The following is a 25178-nucleotide window of genomic DNA, read 5'->3' on the forward strand; positions in this document are numbered from 1 at the left end:
CCCGGCTCCCGGCTTCACCCCTCCCGGGCACCGGGGCCGGGGTGAAGCCGGGCTTCGAGGGCCAGCAAATGCCGCATCGCGGGGGCGAGCCACGCGGCGCTCCAACGGTGCTCGGACGGGGCGTCCCTGTAGGCGCGGTGCGGGATATCGAGACGCTGGAGAAGCTGACGGCCGGCCGTCCAGTCGGCTTCCAGGGTGCCGATGCCGCCGAGAGCGATACGGCGGGCGCCGCGCAAATGCCCGGCGTGACGGCGCAGGTTCGAGCGCACGTCGTACACGTCCAGCCGGGCGGCGTCCCCTGCGAGTTCAACGAGCTGCGGGTGAGGCGGCCGGTCGCTGAGGAGCGAGGGGTCCCAGACGCTGGCCGCCGCGAAGACGCCGGGGTGCCGCGCGATCAGGTTGAGGGCGGCGAATCCGCCCTTGCTGTACCCAAGCAGGTGTACGGGCGGGCGGGGCTGCTCGCTCTCGTACAGGGCCAGGAGGGTGGGTACGACCACCTTGGTGAGGTGGTCCTCCTGCTGCTGGTCGGCGCGGGATACGTGGTTGACCAGCCACGGTGATGCGCTGAACGTCGGCGCGGCGAAGAGCGTCCCGTCGAGCAGGGAAGCGGGAAGCCGGGCGATCTCCTCCAGGCTGCTGCCGTACTTGGTGCCGTCGTGCTTCTCGACGGGCAGGACGAGCACGACCCGGCGCACCGCCGAGCGGGGCCGGAGCAGGGTGACCGCGGTACCCGCTTCCTGGAACGGACTTTCCAGCGGGACCCGGACCGGTGGGAGCGGGGTGGCCTCGGCCGCCGCCCGGCCACGAGGGCCGGGCGGCGGGGGGCCTTCGTCAGGTGCGCAGGGTGGCAACGGCATCTTCGTAGGCCCTCCAGTGGTCGCAGTTGAAGCGCTTCTCCGTGGCCAGGAGTGGATGCGCCGTGACGGTGGCCCCGGCCTGGATCCAGCGCTGGATCGCGTCGATGAGGTAGAGCTCGCCGTTCGGGCGTCGGGGGCAGGCGCGCAGGGCCTCGAAGGCGAACGGGCCAAGGATCCAGCGCGCCGCACATGCGTGCACCCAGCGGGCGTCAGTCAGGTCGAGGTCGCCGCTGCCGATGGTGACGGCGTACGGGCCGATGCGCTGCGGGGGCGGGGCGGCCGAGGACAGGAGGGTTTCGTGCGGCGGGATCTCGTCCGCCGGAAGCAGGCGGGTGAGGACGGCGCAGCGGTCCGCCTCGTTTCGCACGAGGCGCCGCAAGGGCGCCTCGCCGTCGGGGGTCGGACAGATGATGTTGTCGCCGAAGGCGAGAACGAAGGGCTGCCCCTGCGTCCACGTCTCGGCGGCGAGGATGGGCGCCCCAGGGCCGGCGCCGTCGTCCTGGACGCGGTAGGAGAAGTCCATCCCGTACTCCGTACCGCTGCCGAAGTAGGCCGGGATCTGCGGCTTGTGCGAGGAGATCACGAAGAGGACGCTGTCGATCCCGGCGTCTCGCAGTTCGAGGACGAGGTGTTCCAGGATCGGCTTCCGTCCGGCGGGGAGCATCTCCTTGGGGAGGATGCGGGTGATCGGGCTCATCTTCGACCCGGCCCCGCCGGCGGCCACGACAGCCCTGGTGATCGTGCGCGTCATGACGGTCTCCTCCGTGGTCAGTTGCCCGGTTGGGCGGGGTCGGTTAGCCAGTGGAGCCAGGTGCCGTAGACGTCGCAGTGGGCCACGACGTCAGAGCGGCTCACGCCGCCGTCGTGGGTGGCCATGATCATGCGCGGGATCTCCTGGCCGAAGTGCCCGATGGAGATCTCGTGGATGGGGCGGCGCTGGCTCAGGTGGGCAACGGTGTCGACGAGGCGTTCCCGGCCGCCGGGCGAGCCGAAGATCTGGTAGATCGACCACGAGAAGACGAACACCAGGTGCTGGTCGTCCGGGGTCTCGGCGACGATGTCGGCGAGGTGGTCTGCGGCGGCGCCGGCCAGGATCGTCGGCGGATTCCTTGAGGCCAGCGCCAGAGCGGAGTTCAGGGTGCGCATCCGGGTGGTCTGCTCGGGCCAGGTGAGGCTGACCAGCCACTCGGTGGCCTCGGTGTCGGTGACGTCCACCGGGTCGAGTTCGATGCCGACCGGGCGGACGAAGCGGGCCGGGTCGAGGGTCAAGGGCGGGGTCCCGCCCCGGATGTCACAGGTCAGGACGGTGTCCAAGTCGCTGTCCGACAGGGTGATGCGGCGGCCGCCGTAGTCGTAGGTGTAGCGGGGCCAGAGGAGGTTCAGTCCGGCGCTGGCGCCGACGTCCACGACCCGGATCGGGCCTTCGAGCTGCTGCTGGAGGGCGGCGAAGGCCGGGAGAAGGACGGAGCAGCGGCCTACCTCGTTGGTCTGGACGGACCGGGTCGAGATGATCCGCTCGATCTGCGCCCGGTGGCGGCGGCAGAAGTCGGCGAGCAGGGCGTCCGCGTCGTCGGCGGCCAGGTCCTCGTGGCCGGTGAAGTAGTTGGCCAGCGGGTGCTGGACACCTCGGCGAAGGATGTGGTGGATCGCGCCGAGCAGCATGTTGGGCGCGGGCTGGCCCGGCCGGGTGCCGGCCGCGAGGTCCAGGAGGTCGGCGCTCCGCGCGACCGCGTGGGACAGGGTGGCGTACAGCGGGGACAGCCCGGCGCACTGCTGGTCCGCGAAGCGCCGGAAGGTCTCGGCGAGCTGAGAGCGGTCGGTCACGCCGATGCCCCTTCAATGATCGTGTAGCCGGCCGCGGTGAGCTGCTCGACGGCGCCGAGGCTCTGGCCGCGACGGGCCGCCCACTTCTCGGCCTCGGCCTCGATGGCGGCCCTCACGGTGGCGATGACGTCCGCGACCTGGGCGCGGGGGACGACGACGGTCCCGTCCTCGTCGCCGACCAGGACATCGCCGGGCGCGATGGTGATGCCGTCGATGGCCACGGGGACGTTGACCGCGCCGTCCTCCTGGCCCTCGGGGTAGGTGTGGTTGAGCGGGGTGGTGCCCCGGGCGACGGTCGGGAAGCCGAGGCGGCGCAGCTCGGCGACGTCGCGGACCATGCCGTCGACGAGGACGCCGGTGATGCCGCGGCTCTGCATGTGCTCGGCGGTCGCGCCGCCGAAGCAGGACTTCTCCTTGCCGCCGCCGGCCGCGACCACGACGATGTCGCCGGGCTGCGCGAGGTCGATCGCGGCGCGTCGGACGGTGACGTCCGGGCCGAGGGCCGTGACGGCGCTGCCGCACAGCACAAGGCCGGGGGTGAGCAGGCGCAGGCAGTACGACAGGGCGCCCTTCTTGCCCAGGGCGTCCACGATCGAGGCGACGGGGAGCTGGGACAGGGCGGCGATCTCGCCGGCGGTGGGCCGGTCGAAGTCGGTGCGGATCTCGCGTGTGGACACAGGTGTGCCTTTCGTCAGGAGGGGCGGGTGTCGGACAGTTCGCGCAGCGGCGCGAGGTCTTGGGCCATGAGGTCAGCGACAGAGGAGCGGGTTCCACCGGCGGAGAGCGCGGCACGGCTAGTCCGGCACACCAGGTGGGCGACGGACTGGACGAGGGCCGAGAGCGCGAAGTCGTCCGCCTGCGGGAGCTGGAGCCGCTCGGTGTGCGGCTGGGTCGGGCCGCTGCGGTGGAGGAGGAGCAGGCGGGCGCCTGCCTGCTCGGCCGCGTGGATCGCCTCTTGGGTGGTCCTGCTCGCGGCGTCGTACGTCAGGAGGAACACCACGTCGCCCGGGGCTGCCGAGCGCAGCTGGTAGACGACGCCGTGCGCCGGGTTCGGGTGGTCGTTGTAGATCGCGCTCATGTCGGCCAGCGACGGGTCGGAGACGACCACGGGCGGCTGGACGCCCTCGACGCCGAGGGGCGCGTCCCAGTGGAGGTTGTGGGCGAAGTGCTCGCCGGCCAGGGCGAGCGGCCCGCCGTCGGGGCACAGCACGTAGATCGGGCGCCGGGTGCGGATGGCGGCCGTCACCGCCTCGGTCGCCTCCGCCAGGAACGCCCCCAGCCGGACGGTGTCGACGGCGGCAACAGCGTGCAGGTGCTTGTCGACTCGGGTCGCGAGCGGCGCCGTGGCGGGGCCCAGAGCGGTTGCGGCGGCCAGGGTCAGCGCGGTCAGCATGGCGTCTTCGCTGATCTGCTGGTCGGCGGTCCCGGTCGCCCACACCATGCCGCGGGTGGGTTCGACCTGGGCGCCATCGCCGCCGACCAGAGCCAGCACGGGGACGTCGTGCTCCCTGCACGAGCTGAGCGCCTCGCGAATGTTCGCCGACCGGCCGCTGACGCTGGCGACGACGACCAGGTCCAGGCTGCGGATGTCGGCAGCGAGCGACCTCGCGAAGACCTCGCTGTAGATGCCCCGCTGCGCGGTGTAGGCCATGGCGGCCGGGCTCATCATCGAGTCCGACACCGGGCGGCCGGTGTGGGCCTGGAGCTGGAGGAGGGCCGAGCGGACGATCGCGGAGGAACCACCGTTGCCGAAGGCACGGATGCGGCCTCCGCCGACAGCCGCCCGGTGGAGCAGATCGACGGCGTCTTGGCCGCGGGTCAACATGCGGCCGGCCGCGGCACCGACCTCGGTCAGGTAGGCGTGTGCGAAATCCTGGTACACGGTCGTGTCCTTCTGGTCAGGTCGATGCAGGACGGTTGGCGTGCAGCCAGGGCGCGACCACGTGCGGGAGGTCGGCGCGGAAGTCGCGGCGCACGGGCCAGCCCAGGGCGGCAGGGAGGTCGTCACAGTCCAGGCGGCAGTCGACGGGCCGGCCGCCCGCCGCCGCATCCGCCGCCCCGGCCCGGAGGCGACCGATGGGCAGACCGAACGCCCTGGTGATCAGCACGGCCAACTGGTACTTGGTGAAGGCCTCCTGCGCGCCCCAGTGGTTCACGGAGCCCAGACGCTGGCCTTCCAGCAGCACCCCCGCGAGTCGGCGGCAGACCTCGGCGGCCTCCTGCGCATGGGTCGGGTACCGCAGGCACACGTCGTCCAGCTCTACGTCTGCACCCGTCGCCACTGCGGCGGCGATCTGGGTCAGGTTCGTCTCGGCCGCGTACTCGGCGAGCCCGTAGAGCACGGGCAGCCGCAGGATCGCGGTGTCCGGGCAAGCCGCCCTCACCGCCACCTCGGCTTCCAGCTTCCACCGGCCGTACGGGGTCGACGGGTTCGGGATATCGCTGGGCTTGTACGGCGCATCTGTCCCGTCGAACACGTAGTCGCTGCTGATGTGGATCAGCCGGGCGCCCCGGGCGGCGGCGCCGAGCGCGATGAGGCGGGCCGCGTCCACGTTCCGGCCACGCGCCCGCTCCGGTTCCGCCGCCCACGCCTCGGGCCGGCGCTCCCCCACGCAGTTCACGACGACGTGCGGCCTCATCCGGTCGAAGAGCCGGTCGACGTCGTCGGCCGACGTCGCGTCAAGCGGAACCAGACCCGCCCCGGCCCGGCTGTGTCCCGTCCCGGTCACGGCCGTATCCGCGAACGCCGTCATCATGCTGCGTCCCAGCAGTCCAGACGCTCCGAAGATCACTGCTCGCACCGCTTCACCTCACCGAATAGCCCTGTGGGGAAGCCAGACAAGCGGAGCGGAACGGTGATCGGGAGAGGTTGCGGAGGTCAACCAGGTGCACCCACCAAGTCGGTTTAGACACACCGGATTTGGCACCTGGTGTACGTACACCAAGTCCTTTTCGTCCCACCCCATTCAGTGCGCTCGGCGGTGGTACCGTCCGGCTCAGGACCCCTCCGGACTTGGAGTGCCCATGCAGCCAGCAGAGGTCAGCTCGTCGCCGACCACGGTGCTCGCCGCCCTCCTCCAGCAGCTGGAAGTGCGGCCGGAGCAACTTGTCGCGCGGATCAACGAGCGGCGCGCGCGCCGTGGCAGCACCCCGCTGAGCTTGAAGGCGGCCTACCCGTGGCTACGGGGAGCGCATCCCCAGCCGGACAACGCGACCGACGCGCTGGCCGTTCTCACGGTCAAGGCCGGGCGGTGCATCACCGCAGCGGACGTCGGGTGGGACCTGCCTCGCCAGCGGACACGCAATCGGCACATCGACGCACCCGGCGACGCCCCCCTGGAGGCCTTGCTTCACGAGATCAGCCAAGGAGACATCATGGACCGCCGCAACCTGCTCATGCTCACCGGCGCCGCCGCCACCGCCCCCGCCCTCGCGCTGCTCCTCGGCCCGATAGCGGAAGCGGCGTCCGCCCCGGCGGGCGCGCGGCTCTCCGAAGGCCTGGTCACCACCATCGAGAGCGCGGTTCGTGATCTCCGGGACATGGACGACTCGGCCGGAAGCTCAGCGGGTGACCTGACCTGGGGCACCGGGATCTGGCAGAGCACGTCCCGGGTGGTGGCGCAGACCCGAGGTCGAGGCCCCCTCGTAGACCGGCTCCAGACCGCCTACGTGGAGCTCAGCGAGCAGGTGGGGTGGATGCTCTTCGACGCCCGCCAGCACCCCCATGCACAGCGCGTCTACCACACGGGGATGCGGCTGGCCCGTGAGAGCACGACGTCTCTGGCCACCCAGCACGCCGCCGCCAACCTGGTCGCGTCAACGGCGTACCAGGCCGCCTGGCTCGGACACCACAACGACGCCGCCCAGCTCCTCGACATCGCCTCCCGGGCCCCAGACCTGCCTACCGCTGTCACCGCCGTGATCGCCGATCGGCGGGTGTACGCGGCCGGGCGCCGGCAGGATCCGGAGGCGGTCCTCCGCTTCCGTGACGAAGCGCTCGCGCAGGTTGGGAATCCAGACGGGCGTACGCCGTGGTGGGCAACCTGGCTGACGACGGAGTCCGTGGACGCCGCCACGGGCCGCGCCTGGCTCGCCTGCCACCAGCCGTCTCGGGCCGTGCCCTTCCTGACTCGGCGCGTCGAGGCGGTCTCTGCCGTCGACTACCCGCGTGACCGCGTGCTCGCCGTCCTCGACCTGGCCGACACGGTCCACAAGGGCGGCGATACCGAACACGCCCGCGACCTCCTTGGCCAAGCCGAAGACCTCCTCAGCCGGGTCTCCTCGCAGCGTGTGGTTCACCGGTACGAGAGCCTGTCGGCGGCCGTAGCCGCGTGAGAGCGGGGCCCCGGCCCGCAACTCGCCCCGGGGCCCGGTGCGGGCCTCGGGGTGCTACGGCCGGTCGGTGCCGTCTGCGGCGTATCGGCCGGTCCAGATCGTGCGGCTCTCGTACGTTCCCCGCTCCTCCGCCCGGCTGCGGCGAAGCTCCTGCAACGCCTCAGGACTGAGTCCGAGGTCTGCGGCGACCGCGTGCAGCACCTCCAGGACCTCAGCCAGTTGTTCCCCGACCGCCACCGCGGCAGGGTCCTCGCCGAGGAGCGCCGTCACCTCCGCCCGCAGGGTTTCCCGTAGCCGCGACCGGTACTCCTCGGGGGCCGCCGCGTACACCTCGGGCTGTAGCCCCTCGGTCTCGAAGAGCCGGGCGGGAACCCGGTCTCGGACCAATCGAGGCTGCTCCCCCAGCACGTGGCCGATCGCGTCGACAACGTCGGACGCGATGTGGGTCGGCCAGTACCCTGCCTCGGTCCAGGGCCGGCCGCCGGAGACCCAGATGCTGTGAATGCCCAGGTCGACCGCACCTCGTACGTCGGTGTGCGCGGCGTCTCCGATCATCCAGGTCGTGTCTCGCTCAAGGGCGGGCAAGCCGACTGCCTCGGCGGCGGCGTGGAAAATCTCGGGCGACGGCTTCCGGTATCCGACCGAGCCGGAGATCACCCAGCCGTCGACAAGGCTGTCCAATCCGGCGTTGCGGATCTTCTCTTCCTGCTGGTCTCCCAGGCCGTTGGTGACGATCACGCAGGGCACTCCGGCGGCCCGAACGGCGAGGAGCGATCGGCGGACTGCGTCGTCCAACATCACGTAGGCCGCCGGCCCACGGCGCAGGAAGGCCAGGATCGTGTGCTCGGAGATGCCGTCCCATCGCTGCGCAAGAGCAGCGGCGACTCCTGGCCGGGGTGCGTGGCCGCCCTGGTCCAGCTCCATGATCGCGTCTTCGTCGCTCTCTGGGAGCCCGTTCTCAACGAGGAAGGCACGGACGGCGCGCCTGAAGGCGGCATTGCGGTCGATCAGCGTGTTGTCGAGGTCAAGGGCGAGGAGGGAGGCCCGGGGAACGAGGGCGCGCGGCGTCGGCATGAGAGGCAGTATGGAGGCCGTCGCTCGTGGACGGTGCCCGGAACTACTTTGGCGTGCAACGCCAGTCGTCGGCCACCAGTCGGCCGAAATCGGCCGCGTCGGGGGAAGCACGCCGCGCCGCCGGGGCTCGATCTCTACGCTCCTCACCATGACGATTGTGGAAGCGAAGAGGCCGCCCAAGGGTCCTGTGACGCCGAAGCCCGGCGGGCGCCCGCCGGGGCCCATAACTCCGGACAAGAACCCGCCGTTCCCGCCCAACCCGCCCAAGCCCGGGAAATGACATGACTCCAGGGCGCATTCGCTGGGCTCAGCTCCCCGAACCGGTGGTGACCGCCGTCGAGAAGCTGCTCGGTGCACCCTTCACCGTCGCCGAGGTCGAGCATTCGGCGGCGGCAGGCGTCGCGTCGCTGCTGACCCTGAAATCGTCGGGGGCGCTGGTCTTCGTCAAGGGGCAGCGCGAGCGCGCCCCCCTCACGGAGGCCGAGGACGAGGACGACGACTCGTGGTGGGGGCCCGGCTGGTCGCCCGTGGACGAGCTGAATCTCGAAGAGGCGGTGAACCCCTTCCTTCCGCCCAGCGCGCCGCGCGTCCTGTGGCGGGTGGACGGCCAAGGCTGGCACCTTCTCGCGTTCGAGGGGTTGTCCGGCCGGGATGCCGACTTCACGCCCGGCTCGCCGGATCTCCCGCCGGTCGCCGCGGCCTTGGCCGAGCTGGCGCCGCTGCCCGCGCCGCCCGACGTACGGCTGCCCTCCGCCTGGGACCGGTGGGGCTACTACTGCGCCGACAGCGACCGGGAACTGCTCGCCGGAACCCGCTTGCTGCACACCGACCCCGCCTCAACGAACATCCTCGTGGACGGCGGCCGGGCCCGGCTGGTCGACTGGTCGTGGGCTTCGGCCGGCCCGGCCTGGATCGACGCGGCGCTGTGGGGTATGCGGCTGGTCTCCACCGGCGGGCACTCCCCCGAGCAGGCGTGGCAGTGGGCCGCCCGGGTACCGCACTGGAGCACGGCCGACCCGAAGGCTTTGGCAGTCTTCACTCGGGCCGAGGCCCGGCGCTGGCACGACCTCGCCGCCGAGCAGGTGGCCACGGCCGACTCGATCGCCGAGTCCGCCGACGCGTGGGCCGACTTCATCGCCTCCCGCAGTAGGACCTGACCCCTCCGGTCGATGGACCAGCGGTCACTGCCCGGCGGACGCCTGCGGAGGAGGGCACCCCCCCTCGTCCGGGGCATCCGGGCATAGCCGGGCCAGCCGCTCGTTCGCGAGGTCAACGGCATCCCGAAGACTGCCGCCGCTGTTCGGGTACAGCTCGTGCTCCACCCTCCGCAGTCGGTCTTCGATCACCTTGACGCGGTGCATCATTCCGGGCCGTTCTTCCACCCCGGGGCGGCTGACTTCGCCGTACCAATCGTCCATGAACTCGTTCATCCGGGTGCCGGTCCGTATTGACGCCCGCACGAACCTCCACGTCGCGCCGCCGACGCCGACAACGAGGGTGATGACGCCACCCCACGCCATCAGCGTGTTCAACGCCGGTCCATCGAGCCAGGCCATGGCAGTACTCCTCTCACGCGGCCTTGACGAACGCGTCCTGGGCCCGGCCGGCGACCCCGGTGGGCTTCCACAGGCCGAAGTGCGCGGCCACGGCCATGACGAAGGACACGACGGTGAGCACGAGAGCGCTCCTCGCGTCCCAGCCCGGCCCGCTGGCCGCCAGCTCGACGATGAAGCTCTCCGTCGCCGCGAGGGCCAGGAGCACGACGGCCTTGGTCGCGGCATGGGTCACGCGGGTGGTGACCAAGCCGACGAGGACGGGCAGCACGAAGGAGATGAGCAGCCCGTACCAGTAGGCCGCGTCGAGATGGGTCGGGTTCATGAGGGGTGCCCTTTCTAGGCGACGATGTCGAACGAGTGCTTCTTGGCGAGCCGGGCCAGGGTGGCCAGGCCCGGGATGCCGTCGGCCGGTTGTCCCGGGAGGCGGCCGCGGTAGCCGAGGGACTCCTGCCACGCGCTGTACGCCGTGCGGGTCGACCAGCCGTAGTGCCCGTCCAGGTAGCCCTTCTGCAACAGGCCTTCGTCCACGAGCGCGACCTCGACGATTCGGACCCCGGGGTACGAGACCGGCGTGCCCACCTGGTCCGGATCGTGCTGGGCCGCGCGGATGAGCAGGGACAGGTCTACGACCGGCTTCGTAGGTGTCGGTGGGGTCGGCGGCACCGGGATGTGGAGCCGTCCGGCGACCCGCGCCCGCATCCCGTCCATGGAGAAGCCGAGCGGGTCCGGCTTCCCGGGCTGCCACTCCAGGTGGCCGATGACCGACCCCGCGCCCCAGCCGTGCGCCCGGCACAACGCGGCGGAGACCCGCTCGATGGCCTCCAACTGAACGGAGGGCCACGGGTCCTCGCCGTCGCCGAGGTTCTCGCACTCGAAGCCCCAGAACGCGCGGTTCCCGTCGACGGTCGCTTCGTCATCGCGCGGCAGCGGCGTCTCCGCGATCACCGCGCGCAGAACGTCAGGGTCCCCCAGGCCCGCGTGGTTGGCTCGGCCGTAGCCGACGAGGTGGACGCGTCCGTCCTTGGCGATGACGCCGTGGCACAGCGGCCCTGGGAGGCCCTCATACCCGGAGCGGCAGATCTCCACGGTTCGGGCCGTGCCGGACGTCACGGTGTGATGGATCATCACACCGTGGAGCGCACCCCAGGGGCCCTTGGCGTTCCGGTTCCAGGTCCGCCAGCCGGGCACCTCCACGACGGTCAGGCCCTCCGCGCACAGTACCGAAAGGAAGACCTCGGCTCCCAGCGGGCCGGCCATCACGCACGCTCCGGCCAGTGCCACGAACCGGGCACCTGGGAGCGGGATTCGATGAGGACGGAGCCACCGCTCGACAGCGGGTGGAAGAACTGCCCCGTGGGGTTGAGCACAGCCAGGCCGACCCGGCCGGGGTCGGTCGGGTCGACCTCGGTGACGACGGCCGCGCGGCAGGCCGGCGGGAACGCCTGGCTGCCGTCGGACCGCAGCGGGGTGCCGTGCGAGACGTAGTGGACGATCCGACCAGCGGTCGGGGGCGGCTCGGACATCGCTCCTCCAAGAGGGCTCGGACACTGTCCGGACACCGTCCGGACACGGGACTCGGCTGTATCCGGACGGTGTCCGGACATCCGAAACTCAGGGCCGTGACCTGGACAGACACTGTCCGGACATGGCGCGGACACGGGGTGTCCAAGGTGGGGCGCGGCGGCTTCGCGGGGGCCGGTCATCCGTAGAGCTCGACGATCACGATGCCGTCGCCGCCCGCGCGGCCAGCCTGGCTCGCGCCGTTCGCGGAGACGGACCCGCCGCCCCCTGCGCCGTAGCCGCGCGGCTGGTTGCCCACTCCGGCAGTGGCTCGTGCGGCGCCGCCCTGGCCGAGGGGTGCGTCGCCACCCGAGCCACCGATACCGGCGCTTCCCGTCAGGCGGATGGAGCCTCCCGAGGAGCCGCCGCCCAGGTTGAGGTAGCCACCGGTGCCCGGCCCCGGGCCTACGGTGCCGCTCGCGGTGGTGGCGGTCGCGCCGGTGGCCATGGTCGTGGCTCCGGCAGGGCCGCCGAGGGTGGTCAGGAGCGCGCCGAAGGAGGAGTTCGCCCCGTTTCCGGCCGCCCCGTTCGCGGCAGCGCCAGCAGTGCCACCCGCGCCGACGGTGATGGTCTCCGAGGCCGCGAGCGACCCGACGTCGATCAGCCGCTCGCCGTAGCTGCCGCCCGCGCCGCCGGCCCGCCAGATCGACTCGCTCGCGGCGGCCGCGGCTCCTGCCGACCCGCCGCCGCCGGCCTGCGCGCGGACCTTGATCCTTGACAGCCAGGGGTACGTGGCCTTCGTGAAGGTAGCGGTGCCCGGGGTGGCGAACGTGAGGATCTGCCGCAGCGACATGGAGCCGGGGATCAGGCAGAGCTTGCCCTCGCCGTCGGTCTGGAAGTAGGTGGAGCACACGGCGAGAGGGCCGCCGCTGCCCGAGTAGACGTAGAAGCCGTTGTCCGACCCGAAGCCGGCCGCGTTCCCGGGGTCTGCGGACACGTGGACGCTGACCGTCCCGGTCCCCGGGTCGTAGGTGATCCCCGCTCCGGCCGTGATCAGCGCGGCCCGGTTGACGCCCACCGTGAACGGGGCGACCGCACTGCCGTTGCCCGTGACTGTGACGGGGCTCGTGCCCACCACAGCGCAGGCACACCCGCCCTGGCATCCGCACCTGGCCATCAGCTACTCCTGCCTCTCCGGTGTCTGGGTCCCGCCGTCGGCGGAGATCTTCTCGGCGGCCGGGCAGGTGCACGCGCCGACACAGCCGCACGCCAGCACCTCCCGCACCTGCTCGCCGGGCGGCGCCGCGAGGTCGATTTGGACCTGGCGGCCATCGATGAAGCCGACGCCGACCGGGCCGGTCATCGCCCCCGCAGAGGCCTGTACGGCGCGGCCGACGACGCGCTGAGCGGCCGTCATCGCGCGCAGCGGTCGCTGAGCCGCGCGCTGTCCTGGAACTGGGCTCACGTGGACCTCCTGGTCACGGTGGGGGTGAGGTGAAGGGGTAGCCGATCGGTACGAGGGAGATCCCGACGTTCTCGCCGGTGGAGCTCCACTCGACCTCGACGTCGGACAGGCGGTACGGCTGGGTGACGGCCATGCACATGTCGGGGGCGGCGACGTCGATCCGGACGCCTGCGACGAGTTGCCGCATGGTGACCGGCGCCGTCACCGCCAGCCGCGCCCCGTCCGGGACCCGTAGCGATGTCGGCACCGGGTTCCGGCCCGGGTAGCTGCCCCGCGCGATCTGCCACAGGTCGTAGGCGGTCAGGCCCTCGGCCTGGGTGCGGATCAGGGTGTCCAGGCGGCCGTAGGCGGCCGACACGACTCCGGACACCCCGTACTGGGTGTTCGCGATCTCCTGGTCGTTCTGGTTCGTGACCCACACCAGCGACGCGGCGGCAGAACCGTCCCGGACGATCTCGATGTCTCCGGTGAAGGAGTCGAGGTCGAGCCGGGCCTGGACCGGGTCGGCGGTCGTCTGCGGGCGGCCGAGGAGCAGGGCGCGGCCGATGGTGGTGTATTCCAGGCCGCGGGGCACGAGTTCGTCGTCCAGGATCTGGAGGATCGGCACGATCCACGTGTTGATGTCCGCAGACCCGTCCTTCTCGAACCGGGCCACCACGCTGTCGTCCTGGCGGACGATGTAGTCGAGCATCCTCGGCCAGTCCGGCGAGGACGCGAACAGACCGCCGGCCAGGTTCGCCCGGATGATCGCCTCCGCGATCTCCTGGATGGGGCCCTGGTGCATCGGGTCCGCGGGGTTCGTCGACACGTAGCGCAGCAGCGTCGTGTTGTTCGTCCGGCCCAGCCACTCGACCACGTCGCGGGCTTCCACGACAAAGGCGGTCCGCTTCTCCGTGACCCGCAGCACGGGTCCTTGCCACACCAGCTCGGAGTCCCGGTAGATCGTCAGCTCGTGGACGTACGGCTCGATCTGACCCAGCTTGCCGCAGCAGTCCGCGCCCGCCGTGCCCTTGGCGATCGTGATCGTCGCCTCGGACACATCGTTGATCGTGCGCGTCCACCGCACAGACGTCAGCGACGCACCGGACGGCGACGTGAAGGGCAGCGACCCGCCCCGCCAGTGGATGACCGCCCGGTACTCCTGGGCACACCCGAGCTGTGCCATCAGCCCACATCCGATCGGGGAACGAGGAGAACCCGCGCGCGGGCGTTGGCGGCCGTCGTCGCGGACGTCGACAGGATCTCGATGCACACGCCGGTGGGGCACGAGAAGATCGGCCACTCGAACGAGCCGCCCTGGGGGCCGTACAGCACCGGCGTGCTCGTCGCGGCGTCCAGGGTCCCGGAGTTGCACTCGACCTCGGCGACCTTGGTCCGGCCATCCACGGTGAGCTTCGCGCCGGGGGGCAGGTACGGGATCTGGATGTCGGTGCAGGCACCGCAGGGGTCCGCGACCTCCATGCAGGCTGTGCCCAGGGGGTTGGCCCAGAAGCGGACGATGAGCCGTCGCAGTGCCGTGGAGCCGGTGTCCAGCTCCAGGACGGGCACGGTCTCCAGCCACTCCGGCTGGTCGACCGGGGCCAGCGCGACCACGGACCGCCGGAACTGGGCCGAGCCCGTCGGGTAGCAGGCATCCACGGGAACCGGCGCCCGGACCGGCAACGGGGGCGTCGGGCACAGCGGATCCTCCAGGCAGCCCGCCGCCTCGGCACAGTCCTCGTAGATCTCGTCCGGGTCGAGGGTCACCAGGGCGCCGCCGGCGAGGTTCACCCAGTTCGTGAGGGTCTGGAGCGGCTCCCGGTAGATCCACGGGATGGCCGCGGCAAGGGTGAACGTGGCTTCGGCGATGATCCCTTCCGGCAGGTGCCGGACGGAGGTGAGCTGGGGGCCGTTCATCAGGCCGACGCCGTAGAGGTGGCGCAGTTCGCCGGTCCCGTCGCCGGTCGGGCATGACGCGAAGGTGCCCAGCTCCGCGCCCTGGCACCCGCCCCCGCAGGCGGCGCCTTGGAGGGCTGCGGCCAGCCACTCCTGGGCGTAGGAGAGGGCGGCGTCGTCCAGGACCAGGAGGAGGACGGTGTACGTGACCTCGCGGTGGGCGCGCCGGCCGACGCCGAGCGCGGCGCCGTCGCCGACAAGCTGCACAGGGTCGCGGGACAGCGTCGACCTGGAGAATCCCGCGACGTCGAGGCCCATCACGCCGAGGAAGCGGCCGCTCTCCGGGACGGCCGGGTCGTACCAGGGAGCCTCATCGGTGATGGGGTCCGTGTACGGCGGGTCGTTGACGGCTGCAGGGATCCCCGCACAGGGCGCGCAGTCCGAGAGCAGACACGCGTTCTGGGCGTAAACGGCTGCCCTGGCGGAGTTGATAATCTCCGTGCACCCGAAGTCGACGTAGTCGCTGATCACGTCATACCCCCGCTGCACGGGCCAGTTGGCCGTACAGATGCTCGGCGAGGACGCGGGGGTCCTGCGCGTTGGTGACGATGTTCCAGTTGTGGGTGACCTGCCGCGTCCCGCCCGCGTCGGCGCCTCGGGCTGCGGAGGGGATCGCGCCCCGCTTGGCCAGGAGGTCCAGCAGGCCGGACTTCTGTGCCAGCTCGACCGTCCGGGCGGGCCTCGTAAGCGGCAGGACGACTTCCTTGCCCGCCTCGCCGATCAAGGCGGCCGTCGGGCCCGTGACAATGCCGCCGTTGGCGAAGGGCAGCAGGGCCCGCACCGAGGACGGCAACCCGCTCTTGATCTTCGAGACGATGCGCCCGCCGATGTCCCCGAGCGTCGCCACGATCCGGCCGGGCAGCGTGGAGAACAGGCTGACGACGGAGGAGATGAGCGAGGAGACCGCGCTCCGCGCGCTACCGACCGCATTCCGGAAGGCGGCCCCGACCCGGGACCCGACCGAGGACAGGGCCGATCCGATCCGGCCGGGCAGGCCGGAGAAGAAGCTGACGACGGACGACCCGGCGGACTGCGCGGCGGCCAAGGCCGAGGAGCCGGCCGAGATGAACATCGACCGCACGCGGCCAGGGAGCGCGGCGAGCGCCGTCCCGACGCGGCCAGGCAGCTGCGAGAAGAACGTCCCCGTCTGGGTGAGGAACGAGGTCGTCGCGGTGCGCGCCGAGTTGAACGCGCTGGTGAAGGCGGCCATGATCCGCGCGCCCAGGGAGAGCAGCGCGTTGTAGACCCGGCCGGGCAGCACCGTGAAGACGTAGATGATGGCCGCGAGGGCCGTGAGCAGGGCGATTCCGACGGCCGCGACCGCGTTGACGAAGGCGCTGACCAGGAGGCCGGGGAGCGCCGCGAGTCCGGCCAGGATCATCCCGGGGAGCCGGGTGAAGAACCCGACCACGGACTGGAATCCGCTAGTCAGAGCGGATCCGATGGTCGTGAACAGGCCGGTGAAGAAGCCGACGACGGTCGACGTCAGCGAGGTGAGCGCGCCGACGATCATGCGCGGTAGCCCGGTCACGAACGTGACTGCGGTCGCCAGCCCGGAGACCAGGCCGGCCACCACGCCGACCACGGCCCGGATGACCGGCACCACCGCCGTGATAACGAGCCAGGACGTGAACCCGGCCGCGATGGCCAGGAGCGGAGCCAGCAGACGAACGGTGAGCAACGCCAGCGGGGCCAGCGCAACAGCCAGTTGGGCGATCGGCGGGAGCAGCGGCAGCAGCGCCTGGACGACGGCGTCGAACGCCGCGACCAGCGGCGGAAGTACCTGGACCAGGGCTTCGTTGAAGGCCGCCGAGACCGGCGCGAAGGCGGTGGCGACCTGGGCCAGGGTGCCCGCGACGCTGGCCAGCAGCGGGGCCAAGGAGCGGACCAGCTGGGCGACTCCCTGGCCGACTCCCGCGAAGAGGGGAGTCATCGCCTGGACGAGCGTGATGAACGCGGCGGCGATCGGCGGCAGGACCGGCAGCAGCGCGCCGACCAGGGCGCTGATGATCGGCTGGAAGAGGCCGGCCAGGTTCGCCAGGACCGGGGCCAGCATCTGGGCCAGGACGCCGACGATCTCACCCGCGAGCGGCAGCAGCGGAGCCAGCGCGGCGACGATGGACCCGAGAGCAGCCCCAAGAGGCCCCAAACTGGGGCCAATAGCCGCAAAAGCACCGCCTAGGGCGCTCGCGACGGTCTGGAGGCTCGGTGCCAGTGCCGCCAGCCCCGGGCCGAGCGAGGTGATCAGCCCGACGATCGCGGGCCCCAGGATCGAGAAAACCGGGGCCAAGGCCGGGGCGATGGCCCCGACCTGCGCGACCAGGGCGGTGAGGATCGGCCCGAGCTGCGCCGCGATGGTGGCCAGCGTCCGGAAGACGTTCCCGATGGCCTCCTGGCCCCGAGCGCTGTTGACGAACCCGGCGAACGCCCCCGTGATCTGCTGGATGTTGCCGAGCAGCCCGCCGCCGGAGACCTCGGCCGCGCGGAAGACGCCGGACAGGACGTTCCCGACGTTCCCGACGATGTCGCCGAGCCGCGCGAAGACGTTGAGCGCCTGGTCGACCCAGCGCACCGCAGCCCCGCCCGAGGCGGCGCGCTGGAGGAACAGCCCGAGCCGCTCCCCGAGCCCGGAGATCCCGGACCCCAGCTCGGCGCCGAAGCGGTCGCTGACGACGGCCGCGACCTGGAGAAGGCCGGCGGTCAGCTTGTTCGTCGTCAGGGCGAGCCCGCCGACGGCTGCGTTCGCCCCGCCCAGGATGCTCTGGACGTTGCTGACGCCCTTGGTTCCCTGGAGGTAGCCCGTGACCCCGGCCGCGGCCCGCCCCCAGCCGTCGGCGATGCTCGTCAGCCCGGACTGGAGCGGGCCCCGCAGCGCCGAGGCGACGGCGGTGATCTCCCCCTTGAGCCGGGCGAAGAAGGCGTCCTGTACCGACGTGCGCAGCGCCTCGAAGGCCGGCTTGAGCGCCCGGACCTCGCGCGCGGCGGCCTGCGCCACCGGCGACAGGCCTTCGAGGCTCTTCTGAAACTCCTTGGAGCTGCCGGTGAGCGCCGCTCCGAACGCCTCGGAGACGCCTGTCAGTGCCAGGCGCAGGGCGCCGAGGGCCGCTTGGGCGCCCAGGACGACCGCCGGAGCGGCGGCGATGATGCCGACAGCGGGCGCGAGCGCGGCGACGAGCCCGGTGACCGCGGTTGCCGCGCCGGCTGCGGCGATGCCGATCGCGCCGAGCTTCAGCAGGCCGCCCAGCGCGCCGACGACCCGCCCGGCGATGCCTCCGAGGCCGGAAAGGGCGCGGCGCAGGCGGTCGTTGTCGACGTCGACGTTGACCGAGACGTCGGGGGCGCGGTGCGCGCGGACCCGGGAGTCAAAGCCGTCCAGGTCCGGGACGACCCGGACCGACGCCTCCTCGCCGGCGAGGAGTGCCCGGATCCGCTCCAGGAACCCCGTCAGGTCGGGGGCAACCGGAAGGTTGATCGACTCCAGCGACCGGAGACCGGTCAGGAGCGCCGCGTCGAACCGGCGAAGGTCCGGCAGGACCGTGACGCTGACGCTCGTGCGGTTCAGGCCCCGCTGGATGTTGTCGCGGATCGCCTCGCCGACGCGGCGGGTGCTGCGGTCCAGGGCCCGCTGAATGCGGAGGCCAAGATCACGAGCGTCCGCTACCGCTTCGGCGTCGTCGAGGACGATGCGAATGCGGCCTACGCCGTAGTCTTCGTCCTCGGCCAAGGCGGAACCTCACGCGTGTGCGTAGATTCGCCTGGCCCAAAACCAACAGCGGTGCCCCAAGACTAGCCGCTACGGCAGCTCAGGGCCCGTGTCTCCTTCCCCTCCGTTCACCCGCCGAGCCGCGCGTCCTCGGCCGTGAGGCGCGCCAGGAGGGCGTTCGCCTCGCCGTGGCCCATCGCCGTTGCGGCGGACCTTGCCCGCCGTCCTGACGGGCCAGCTCCTCGCGGCGGCGCGTACAGCTTGGTCCGGTTCCGAGCCCGCTCGGCATCGTCCTCGGCTGCGGCGTCGATGGACGCCTCGGCAGCGCTGAGCAGGACCCTCAGCGGCCACGCGTGGACGTCGACCCCCTGGAGCGCGAGCCCGCCCTCCCAGGCGTCCCAGGACTCGATGACGCTGGCGCAGAGGCGCTGGACGACGTAGGAGGGCGCTGGCCGCCTCCGTACAGCTCGACAACCCACTCCAGCAGCTCGACCAACACGCGGTCGGGGAGGCGGAGGCCGTTGTCCACGACGGTGACCTTCGCCTTGCCGTCGGCGGCCTCGTGGGCTTCTTCCGGAGTCCTGTGGGAGCTGAGGACTTTACCGGCGGCCGACAGCACGTCCCAGCTCACAAACGTGGCGGCCGACTCCGGGAGCATGAGCCTGGCGAGGAAGACGCGGAGCGCCTGGGTCGTCTCGCGGACCTGCTCCAGGTCCACGCTGGTCAGGTCGGTCAAGTCGACGTTCAGCCGCTGCATGGTGTCCTGGAGCCGACTGTAGGTGTCCAGGAACGTGTCGCCCATGACCTCGGGCTGGAACTGGAGCGTCACGTCGCCGATCTCGGCCTCGTGCGGCTTTGTGTTGAGCGCGAACTTCTTCGTGGCCACGGATAGCCCTTCGTGCGGCGCATACGTCCGGCCCAGAACCAGCGACGTGCCGCCGAAGGGTAGGCCACCTTGATGTCCGCACGAAACCGCGTGCCCAGACCCCTATCTACCGCTCGTGTCCCTGCGGTGCCTGGCCTCCAGCTCCTTCACGACTGCGCTGTCGTCGCCCAGTAGCTCTCGGGCATCGTAGAGGGCCCTCGCCCATACGCCCTTCCCGCGCCGGAACTCCTCAGCCCGCTCAGCCTTTTCGATTGCGTCCGCAAGCGCGAAGTACTCGGTGCCCGTCGTGCGCAGGTCTCCAACCATTGACCCGCGGGACTCCGGATGGACGACCTCACGGAACAGCCTGCGCGCGCGGCCCTGCACCCTCAGGACGTGGTCTGGCGACGCGCCAGACGGGAAGCCGGTAAGTAGCACGTCCACCAGCTCGATCAAAGCCGACCCATCCGGCACTGCCGACGTCGTGAACATCGCGTGGACGGCCGAAGTAGAGCGGCTTGAACGGTACTTGCCTTCCTTCGCCCCTGCATCCCAGTGTCGGGCGATTCGCGTCGCCGAGGGCTGGAGCGCCTCGCGGTGGATGGAGTGCAGGTAGTCGTTCAGCTCCTTGAGTGGCCCTACTGCGAGATCCGGCTTCTTGAACTGCCCCACCGCTTCCCCCGCATCCGATTTCATCCAGACCTGTCCAGAATCATAGGCGCGAAGTCCAGATTTACCCATGATCCAACGAGTTCACGCAGCGTGCCCAGGAAGGTGGCGAAGCGTGAGGCGCGTCGGGAATCCTGGTCCCTGCCGCGGGCGCCAGCGACCGGCGGCGACGATCCGGGGCGGCCCGTCCCGAGACGCCAGGCATGCAAAAAGGGCCCCATGTCGGCAAGTTGGTTGGTCGCCCGCTGCCGGAGGCCCTTTGTGCTGCCCTCATCCGCACACCGAGTAGGAGAACGATGAAGAACCCGTTCAGGATGACGCCCCCGCCTGCTGGGAGCAAGATGCGCCCCGTCACCCAGGCGCTGCTTTACCTCACGTTCTGCGCGGCCGGCGGCTTCCTCTACCAGGCTGGCCAGTGGACCTGGGACTGGGCGATGACGCTGTAGCCCGCGTGTCACGGTCCTCGGGGCGGGGCCCTGCCACGACGCAGGGCCCTGCTCGCCTCCCGGTCATCGGCCTTCGCGCAGGGCACGGCCAAGGAAATCGTTCGGCCGGGTTCCAGGGTGACGCACGTAGGCGGCGAAGACCTCACGGCCTCTGATCTCGAACCGCAGCACCTTCGCCCTGCGCGGGCGGATGATGTGGGGGCGCGTGCCGTCGAGAACGAACCGGGTTGCCGGGTGGTCGCAGACGATCACCCCTTGCAGCCCCTGGGGCCCGTTCTCGATCTTCCACGAGATGTACCGACCCATCGAGCCGGGCGCCTCCCGCTCGGCGATCCGGGCCGTGCGCTGCGTCCGCTCGGCGAGCCGCCGCGCCACAACGCCGTTCCTGAGCCGGAGCGTCCGAGCGATCCGCCCCGGGTCGATCCGTACTTCTACGGGCATGGCGCTCCTCTACGGGCGCAGGAGGACGTAGGTCTCGCCCTCGCGGGATTCGGTCTGCGGCGTCTCGATCAGGGTGGGCCGGCTGCTGGAGTAGTCGTACCCCCGTACCTCCAGGTCTCCGTGCTCCTCCCAGAGCCGGTGAAGGGCCGGGATCAAGTCGCTGACCTTCACGGGGACTCCTCGCCGTCGGGGCACCGGTCGCACCCGGGCAGCGCGACCGTGACGCGCTGCTCCAGGCCGACGCATCCGCCGTCCGGGCCGATGGTCTTCTGCTGGCCCATCACGAACCGCCGCCCTCGTCGTCGCTGCTCGGTGCCGGGCAAGCAGCACTGGAGCGCGGAGTACACCGTGGCCATGTCGACGTGGAGGATCTGGGCGGCCCCGGCCAGGTCGGTGCACGAGGGCGGGCACCCGTCCTCGGTGAAGGTCGGCGCGCACCGCAGCAGGGTGACCACCAGCTCCAGCGCGGTAATCGGAGGCGGCGTGCAGCCACGTACTCCCTGCACGACGCGCGACTCGCTCGGGAAGTCGGCCTCGGACGAGGGGTAGATCCGTGCGACGGAGACGGTGAGCTGCCCTCCCGACACCTCCGCACTGCACGGGTCGTCGCAGGAGTCCCAGGCGGGCTGTCCGGGTACGACGCAGGCCCTGCACGCAGGGCAACCGGGCTGCCCGGCCAGCTGCTCCGCGGTACGGTCCAGGGCCACGCACACGCAGCCGAGGACGGCCACCGTCAGGTCGTGAATCGCGAGTGCGGTCAGGGCCATTGCTGCACCCTTGGCCTTGCGAAGTCGGGCGAGTAGACGCGGCTGGGGCTGGTCAGCCGGTAGGGGTTCACCATGGCCAGCCACATGTCCGCCAGGGGGAGGCCCGTACGGCCCTCGCTGTAGATGAGCGTGGGATCCGGCATCTCCATCTCCATGCCCTGGCGGCTGATCCTGGTCACGTTCCGGTTCGACTTGCAGCCGCAGGACCCGCCCGGCGCGCACCCCTTGAGCAGGTGGCACGTCAGCTCCGAGACCGCTGCGACGGCCGCGGCGTCAAGCGCGAGACCCCACCGGTACTTCACCGTGAACGTGCCGGGCGACCCGGGAGGGGCGGCGAGGTCCTGGCAGGTCGGCCAGCACTCGCCGTCCACGCGCGTCAGCTTGCCGGGAGCGTCGACCCGGTACTGTTCCGGGAGCAGCACCTCCCCGTTCACGTTCACCTCGGCGACGTCGTACACCGGGCCCGGCAGGTACACCTCGCACAGCTCGCCGCACGAGCAGTCGGACTTGCAGCCGCAGACCGACGCGTTCCGCCACGCCCCGCCGACATCGACGTACGGGATCCACGGGCCCGTGCCGACGCCGGCCTGGAAGCTCGGGGAGAAGGACTCCAGGCACGACCGGCGGCACGGTCGCACCGTGACGGGGCAGGGGCCCCAGCGGCGACCTGAAAGGCCCCACAGGACGTTCGACGCCACGAGCGTCCACCGCTCCACCTCCTCCGGCGCCATGCCCTCGGGGACGGTGCAGCACAGCTCGGTGGGCCACGCCGCGCACGGTCCGATCTGGAGAGGCATCAAGCCCTCCTGGTCTCGTAGGGGCCGGGCTCGGCGAAGGTGCGCCGGATGTGGGCTCCGACATGGCCGGCCGCGAAACAATCCGGCATGGTCGACAGGAAGACGTCGTCCTCGCTGAACCCGCCCGGCGACCGGCGCATGATCTTCACGTCCCGGATCTCGGCGCCGCCGAGCTGGGCCAGGTTCCCGTACAGGGTGCGCTTGTGGACGGCGTCCAGGTGCCGGGCGGCGTCGAGCGCGTCGAGCATCCCGGCCTTGTCGACCGGCATCGGTACGTGCAGCTCGTACGACAGCGGGTCACGGTGCCCCAGCTCGGCGAGGAGGTCCCTGGTCTCCCTCATCCCGCGCAGGTAGTCCCCCGCCGCGCGCGCCGCGTAGTACGTCTCGACGTTCCGCACCGGGCCGCGGTGCAGCACCGGCATCTCGTCCACCGGCCGCATGACGAACATGTCGTCGTTGGCCAGCAGGAAGCGCGACGACACGTCAGGGTGCTGGCAGGCCGCGCGCACCGCGAGGGTGGTGTTCTCGTGCTTCGTGCCCCGCTGCCGGGTCGGGAGGTGCTGGACACCGACGGCCCACGCCGGCCGGTACCCGACCACCCAGACCTGGCCGTGCGGGAGGTGGGCCGCCCACGAGCGAAGCGCGTACCGCAGTTGCTCGTTGACGGCCCCCTCCCGGACGGGGACGACGATGTCCAGTGCCACCGTCAGGACGCCAGGCAGAGGCCGCCGGTGACCGAGGTGTAGTCAGCACTCGGCAGCGGCGGGGCGATAGTCGTGACGATGGTCCGGCGGTGGCAGGCCGGACCGAGCGGGGTGAGGAGCGGCCCGGCCAGGCCCGCCAGGTTCTTCGGCATGACGTTGTACGGGCCGAGGCCCCAGCCGCCGCCGGCCCGGGTCGCCCCCGTGAGGGACAGGGACGCCGCCTCGCTGCCGATCTCCAGGTCGCCGAGCAGCCCGTTCGTCACCCACGGCAGCAGGAAGTAGAGCCAGGAGCCGTCGCCCGTACCTTCGGGGGCGCAGGTGTCGTCGCCGAGGACCTCCACCCACAGCTCCAGGGCGAAGCCCGAGGAGCACTGCACCGCGCAGTCGTCGTAACCGATCGGCTTGTTGTCGAAGCCGAAGACGACGGGGTTGCCCGTCATGATTTCGATCAACTGCGGGCTGACCTCGTGGAAGTTGAGCTCGACGTCGAAGCCCCGGAAGACCGGGCACCCCTTGCGATACCCGCAGACGCGGCCGTTCGCGGCCTTGTACTCGATGTCGTCGCCGTCGTCGGAGTTCGGGTTCATGGCGAGCGTCGCGAAGCAGTCGAAGACGAACCCGTTGTCCTCGCCACAGACGGGACGGCCACAGCCGTCCACCCTGGTGACCCGGATGACGTCGGCATTGGCGATCAGTGGCACTGCGGCCTCCAACAGTGAGTTGGTCGGCCCGGCCCACAACCAGCAGCGTCAGCAATCAGCATAGCCGCGCGGGCGCGGCCTACCCGGGGCGCGGCAGCGCGCTGCCGTCGGCCCGCGCCACCAGGCGGACCGGCAGGTCACCCTGTCGAGGCCGGGACCGCGCTCGGGCTCACCCATCGACGTGCTTACGCCGATGATGGGTGTCCCGGCCGCGCTCGGTGCTGAACTCCTTGCCGCAGCCGGAGCAGGGGAAGGCACCGTCCGGCTGTCCGGTGGCCTCGTCGGGCGTCTCCGGGCCGGGCAGGGGGCTGGCCTCGGGCGCGTACGCCTCGTCGGGCAGCTCGGGCAGCGGCTCCCCCGGCGTTGCCTCGTGCTCCGGCAGCGGCTCCGGGGCGAGCCCTGCGGCCGTCGCCACACCGAGAAGCTCGGCACCGGGGGCCGGCTTGCCCTCGGCCTGATCCTCCTCGGGCGAGATGTAGCGGTGTCCGTCGACGAACGAGCCGATGAGGATGCCCTCCGGCATCTCGGGGAGGAGACGGACGGGCACGGTGAAGGTGTCGGGGCCCGAGGTACGGATCTTCGGGTCCTGGGCGACAGCCCAACGGGCGAAGGCGACCCGACGGTCGGCGGTCGGGCGGATGCGGACGAAGTCGCTCACGAGGACACCTCGATCTGGACGGCGCAAACGGTGCACGTCGTGCCGACCACGTAGGTCCGCTCGGCGAGGACCTTGCGGTCGTTGGTACGGATGCTGACGGACGGACCGGCCCGGTCCGGGATGACGTCGAGAGGCCCACGCCGGATATCGAGCGGACCCGTGATGTAGAGCCAGGCGGTGCCCGGCTCGGCGGGGATGTTGCCGGGGCCCGTGCCCACCGCGGAGTACCCGGAGCCGATCACCGCGCAGTTCCCGGCAAGGGTGCGCAGCGCACCGGTCTCCGCGTCCTCACGGACGAGGTTGCAGCAGCCCAGAAGGGCCGCTGCACCAACGGGCACGTGGAGCGTGCCGACGCCCGCGTACTGCTGCGCGAGGCAGCCCTCCAGGGCGGCGATGCCTTGGGCGATGGGCACGGGGCCCGCCGCCGGGGTGACGTCGACGGCGAGCATGGCGAGCGTGTTCCGCCAGAAGGCCGTCTCGAGCGCGTGCTGCTCCCCGAGGGCCATCGTGGCCTCGACGTGGGCGCGGGCCTCCGCGTACGTCCAGCCCATGGCCGAGCACTCCGTGCCGGCGTAGAGGGTGATCGGGGCCGCGTGCTCGGTGGCGGGTCGGCAGAACTCCTTCTGCGGGGGCGGGCCCGGGGACTCGTCGCCCGGGGACTCGTCCTCGCACGGGTCGGGCCAGTCGTGCACCGGGCAGCAGCCGACGGCCTTCCATTCCACGCCGTTCAGCTCGTGGATGTCGTCCTCGGCGATGTCGCGGACGCTCGTGCACGGGGCGCCGAGGATGCCGTGGGGCAAGGGCCTGCCCGGGATCGCTTCTACGTAGACGCGCAGCCCTTCCGGCATCGCGCACCTCCAAGGGGTATCTGGGACCGTGCC

Annotated in this window: 29 protein-coding genes; 3 read left to right on the forward strand and 26 right to left on the reverse strand. The window is 71.5% G+C overall.

What is annotated here, in order from left to right:
• Window positions 1-14: 14 nt before the first annotated feature.
• From ACIQZO_RS05985 to ACIQZO_RS06010, 6 genes are read right to left on the reverse strand one after another with little or no spacing between them, the layout of a single operon-like run.
• Window positions 15-857: an alpha/beta hydrolase-fold protein gene (locus tag ACIQZO_RS05985; protein WP_403620714.1), complete on the reverse strand. Its 843-nt coding sequence runs from the start codon at window positions 855-857 to the stop codon at window positions 15-17.
• Window positions 832-1608 (reverse strand): sugar phosphate nucleotidyltransferase, encoded by a 777-nt coding sequence (locus ACIQZO_RS05990; protein WP_403620717.1) that lies wholly within the window; start codon window positions 1606-1608, stop codon window positions 832-834. The genes ACIQZO_RS05985 and ACIQZO_RS05990 overlap by 26 nt, the downstream gene beginning before the upstream one ends.
• A 17-nt stretch (window positions 1609-1625) precedes the next feature.
• Window positions 1626-2681 carry a DUF2332 domain-containing protein gene (locus tag ACIQZO_RS05995; RefSeq protein WP_403620720.1) on the reverse strand — a complete coding sequence of 352 codons (1056 nt, stop codon included), beginning with the start codon at window positions 2679-2681 and terminating at the stop codon, window positions 1626-1628.
• Entirely contained in the window at window positions 2678-3358 is a 681-nt protein-coding gene (locus tag ACIQZO_RS06000; RefSeq protein ID WP_403620723.1) for an RraA family protein, read from the reverse strand. Before ACIQZO_RS06000 ends, ACIQZO_RS05995 begins: the two co-directional genes overlap by 4 nt.
• Window positions 3359-3372: 14 nt before the next feature.
• Complete coding sequence (locus tag ACIQZO_RS06005; RefSeq protein ID WP_403620726.1) at window positions 3373-4563, reverse strand: SIS domain-containing protein; 1191 nt, start codon at window positions 4561-4563, stop codon at window positions 3373-3375.
• A gap of 16 nt (window positions 4564-4579) precedes the next feature.
• The gene (locus tag ACIQZO_RS06010) at window positions 4580-5482 is read right to left on the reverse strand and encodes a dTDP-4-dehydrorhamnose reductase family protein (protein WP_403620729.1); all 903 of its coding nucleotides are present in this window, start codon (window positions 5480-5482) and stop codon (window positions 4580-4582) included.
• A 223-nt stretch (window positions 5483-5705) separates the two neighbouring features.
• On the opposite strand from ACIQZO_RS06010, the gene ACIQZO_RS06015 reads away from it, so the two are divergent.
• Window positions 5706-7016, forward strand: a complete 1311-nt coding sequence (locus tag ACIQZO_RS06015) for an XRE family transcriptional regulator (RefSeq protein ID WP_403620732.1) — start codon at window positions 5706-5708, stop codon at window positions 7014-7016.
• Between the two features lie 54 nt (window positions 7017-7070).
• On the opposite strand, the gene ACIQZO_RS06020 is transcribed toward ACIQZO_RS06015, so the two are convergent.
• Entirely contained in the window at window positions 7071-8090 is a 1020-nt protein-coding gene (locus tag ACIQZO_RS06020; protein ID WP_403620735.1) for an HAD-IA family hydrolase, read from the reverse strand.
• Between the two features lie 281 nt (window positions 8091-8371).
• Here ACIQZO_RS06020 and ACIQZO_RS06025 point away from each other — a divergent pair, with 281 nt between their 5' ends.
• Window positions 8372-9247: an aminoglycoside phosphotransferase gene (locus ACIQZO_RS06025; RefSeq protein WP_403620738.1), complete on the forward strand. Its 876-nt coding sequence runs from the start codon at window positions 8372-8374 to the stop codon at window positions 9245-9247.
• A 24-nt stretch (window positions 9248-9271) separates the two neighbouring features.
• Here ACIQZO_RS06025 and ACIQZO_RS06030 read toward each other — a convergent pair whose 3' ends face one another.
• From ACIQZO_RS06030 to ACIQZO_RS06080, 11 genes are all read right to left on the reverse strand, one after another.
• A complete protein-coding gene (locus ACIQZO_RS06030) occupies window positions 9272-9646 on the reverse strand; it encodes a hypothetical protein (RefSeq protein ID WP_403620741.1) in 375 nt (124 codons plus the stop codon).
• A 13-nt stretch (window positions 9647-9659) separates the two neighbouring features.
• Window positions 9660-9968: a hypothetical protein gene (locus ACIQZO_RS06035; protein ID WP_403620744.1), complete on the reverse strand. Its 309-nt coding sequence runs from the start codon at window positions 9966-9968 to the stop codon at window positions 9660-9662.
• 14 nt (window positions 9969-9982) lie between these two features.
• Window positions 9983-10903 (reverse strand): N-acetylmuramoyl-L-alanine amidase, encoded by a 921-nt coding sequence (locus ACIQZO_RS06040; protein WP_403620936.1) that lies wholly within the window; start codon window positions 10901-10903, stop codon window positions 9983-9985.
• The gene (locus tag ACIQZO_RS06045; protein WP_403620747.1) at window positions 10903-11169 is read right to left on the reverse strand and encodes a hypothetical protein; all 267 of its coding nucleotides are present in this window, start codon (window positions 11167-11169) and stop codon (window positions 10903-10905) included. Before ACIQZO_RS06045 ends, ACIQZO_RS06040 begins: the two co-directional genes overlap by 1 nt.
• 176 nt (window positions 11170-11345) lie before the next feature.
• Window positions 11346-12284, reverse strand: coding sequence for a hypothetical protein (locus ACIQZO_RS06050; protein WP_403620750.1), 939 nt, complete (start codon window positions 12282-12284; stop codon window positions 11346-11348).
• Between the two features lie 42 nt (window positions 12285-12326).
• Complete coding sequence (locus ACIQZO_RS06055) at window positions 12327-12611, reverse strand: hypothetical protein (protein ID WP_403620753.1); 285 nt, start codon at window positions 12609-12611, stop codon at window positions 12327-12329.
• Window positions 12612-12624: 13 nt separating this feature from the next.
• The gene (locus tag ACIQZO_RS06060; RefSeq protein ID WP_403620756.1) at window positions 12625-13776 is read right to left on the reverse strand and encodes a hypothetical protein; all 1152 of its coding nucleotides are present in this window, start codon (window positions 13774-13776) and stop codon (window positions 12625-12627) included.
• Window positions 13776-15017 (reverse strand): hypothetical protein, encoded by a 1242-nt coding sequence (locus tag ACIQZO_RS06065; RefSeq protein ID WP_403620759.1) that lies wholly within the window; start codon window positions 15015-15017, stop codon window positions 13776-13778. Before ACIQZO_RS06065 ends, ACIQZO_RS06060 begins: the two co-directional genes overlap by 1 nt.
• Before the next feature lies 1 nt (window position 15018).
• The gene (locus tag ACIQZO_RS06070; RefSeq protein WP_403620761.1) at window positions 15019-18270 is read right to left on the reverse strand and encodes a hypothetical protein; all 3252 of its coding nucleotides are present in this window, start codon (window positions 18268-18270) and stop codon (window positions 15019-15021) included.
• 319 nt (window positions 18271-18589) lie between these two features.
• Complete coding sequence (locus ACIQZO_RS06075; RefSeq protein WP_403620764.1) at window positions 18590-19135, reverse strand: hypothetical protein; 546 nt, start codon at window positions 19133-19135, stop codon at window positions 18590-18592.
• 102 nt (window positions 19136-19237) lie between these two features.
• On the reverse strand, window positions 19238-19810 hold the full coding sequence (locus tag ACIQZO_RS06080) for a hypothetical protein (protein WP_403620767.1): 573 nt from the start codon (window positions 19808-19810) through the stop codon (window positions 19238-19240).
• Between the two features lie 269 nt (window positions 19811-20079).
• Between ACIQZO_RS06080 and ACIQZO_RS06085 the strand changes: the two genes are divergently transcribed.
• The gene (locus tag ACIQZO_RS06085) at window positions 20080-20229 is read left to right on the forward strand and encodes a hypothetical protein (RefSeq protein WP_403620770.1); all 150 of its coding nucleotides are present in this window, start codon (window positions 20080-20082) and stop codon (window positions 20227-20229) included.
• Between the two features lie 63 nt (window positions 20230-20292).
• Here ACIQZO_RS06085 and ACIQZO_RS06090 read toward each other — a convergent pair whose 3' ends face one another.
• The 8 genes from ACIQZO_RS06090 to ACIQZO_RS06125 form a co-directional block, all read right to left on the reverse strand.
• The gene (locus tag ACIQZO_RS06090; RefSeq protein ID WP_403620772.1) at window positions 20293-20604 is read right to left on the reverse strand and encodes a hypothetical protein; all 312 of its coding nucleotides are present in this window, start codon (window positions 20602-20604) and stop codon (window positions 20293-20295) included.
• Window positions 20605-20679: 75 nt separating this feature from the next.
• On the reverse strand, window positions 20680-20841 hold the full coding sequence (locus ACIQZO_RS06095) for a hypothetical protein (protein WP_403620775.1): 162 nt from the start codon (window positions 20839-20841) through the stop codon (window positions 20680-20682).
• Window positions 20838-21437, reverse strand: a complete 600-nt coding sequence (locus ACIQZO_RS06100) for a hypothetical protein (protein ID WP_403620778.1) — start codon at window positions 21435-21437, stop codon at window positions 20838-20840. The genes ACIQZO_RS06095 and ACIQZO_RS06100 overlap by 4 nt, the downstream gene beginning before the upstream one ends.
• Window positions 21428-22234 carry a hypothetical protein gene (locus ACIQZO_RS06105; RefSeq protein ID WP_403620781.1) on the reverse strand — a complete coding sequence of 269 codons (807 nt, stop codon included), beginning with the start codon at window positions 22232-22234 and terminating at the stop codon, window positions 21428-21430. Before ACIQZO_RS06105 ends, ACIQZO_RS06100 begins: the two co-directional genes overlap by 10 nt.
• Window positions 22234-22938, reverse strand: coding sequence for a hypothetical protein (locus ACIQZO_RS06110; protein ID WP_403620784.1), 705 nt, complete (start codon window positions 22936-22938; stop codon window positions 22234-22236). The genes ACIQZO_RS06105 and ACIQZO_RS06110 overlap by 1 nt, the downstream gene beginning before the upstream one ends.
• Before the next feature lie 2 nt (window positions 22939-22940).
• Window positions 22941-23639: a hypothetical protein gene (locus tag ACIQZO_RS06115; protein WP_403620786.1), complete on the reverse strand. Its 699-nt coding sequence runs from the start codon at window positions 23637-23639 to the stop codon at window positions 22941-22943.
• 169 nt (window positions 23640-23808) lie between these two features.
• Window positions 23809-24297, reverse strand: coding sequence for a hypothetical protein (locus ACIQZO_RS06120; protein WP_403620789.1), 489 nt, complete (start codon window positions 24295-24297; stop codon window positions 23809-23811).
• Entirely contained in the window at window positions 24294-25145 is an 852-nt protein-coding gene (locus tag ACIQZO_RS06125) for a cupin (RefSeq protein ID WP_403620792.1), read from the reverse strand. Before ACIQZO_RS06125 ends, ACIQZO_RS06120 begins: the two co-directional genes overlap by 4 nt.
• Between the last annotated feature and the right edge of the window lie 33 nt (window positions 25146-25178).

The sequence above is a fragment of the Streptomyces sp. NPDC097617 genome, from assembly GCF_044761485.1.
Classification (GTDB): domain Bacteria; phylum Actinomycetota; class Actinomycetes; order Streptomycetales; family Streptomycetaceae; genus Streptomyces.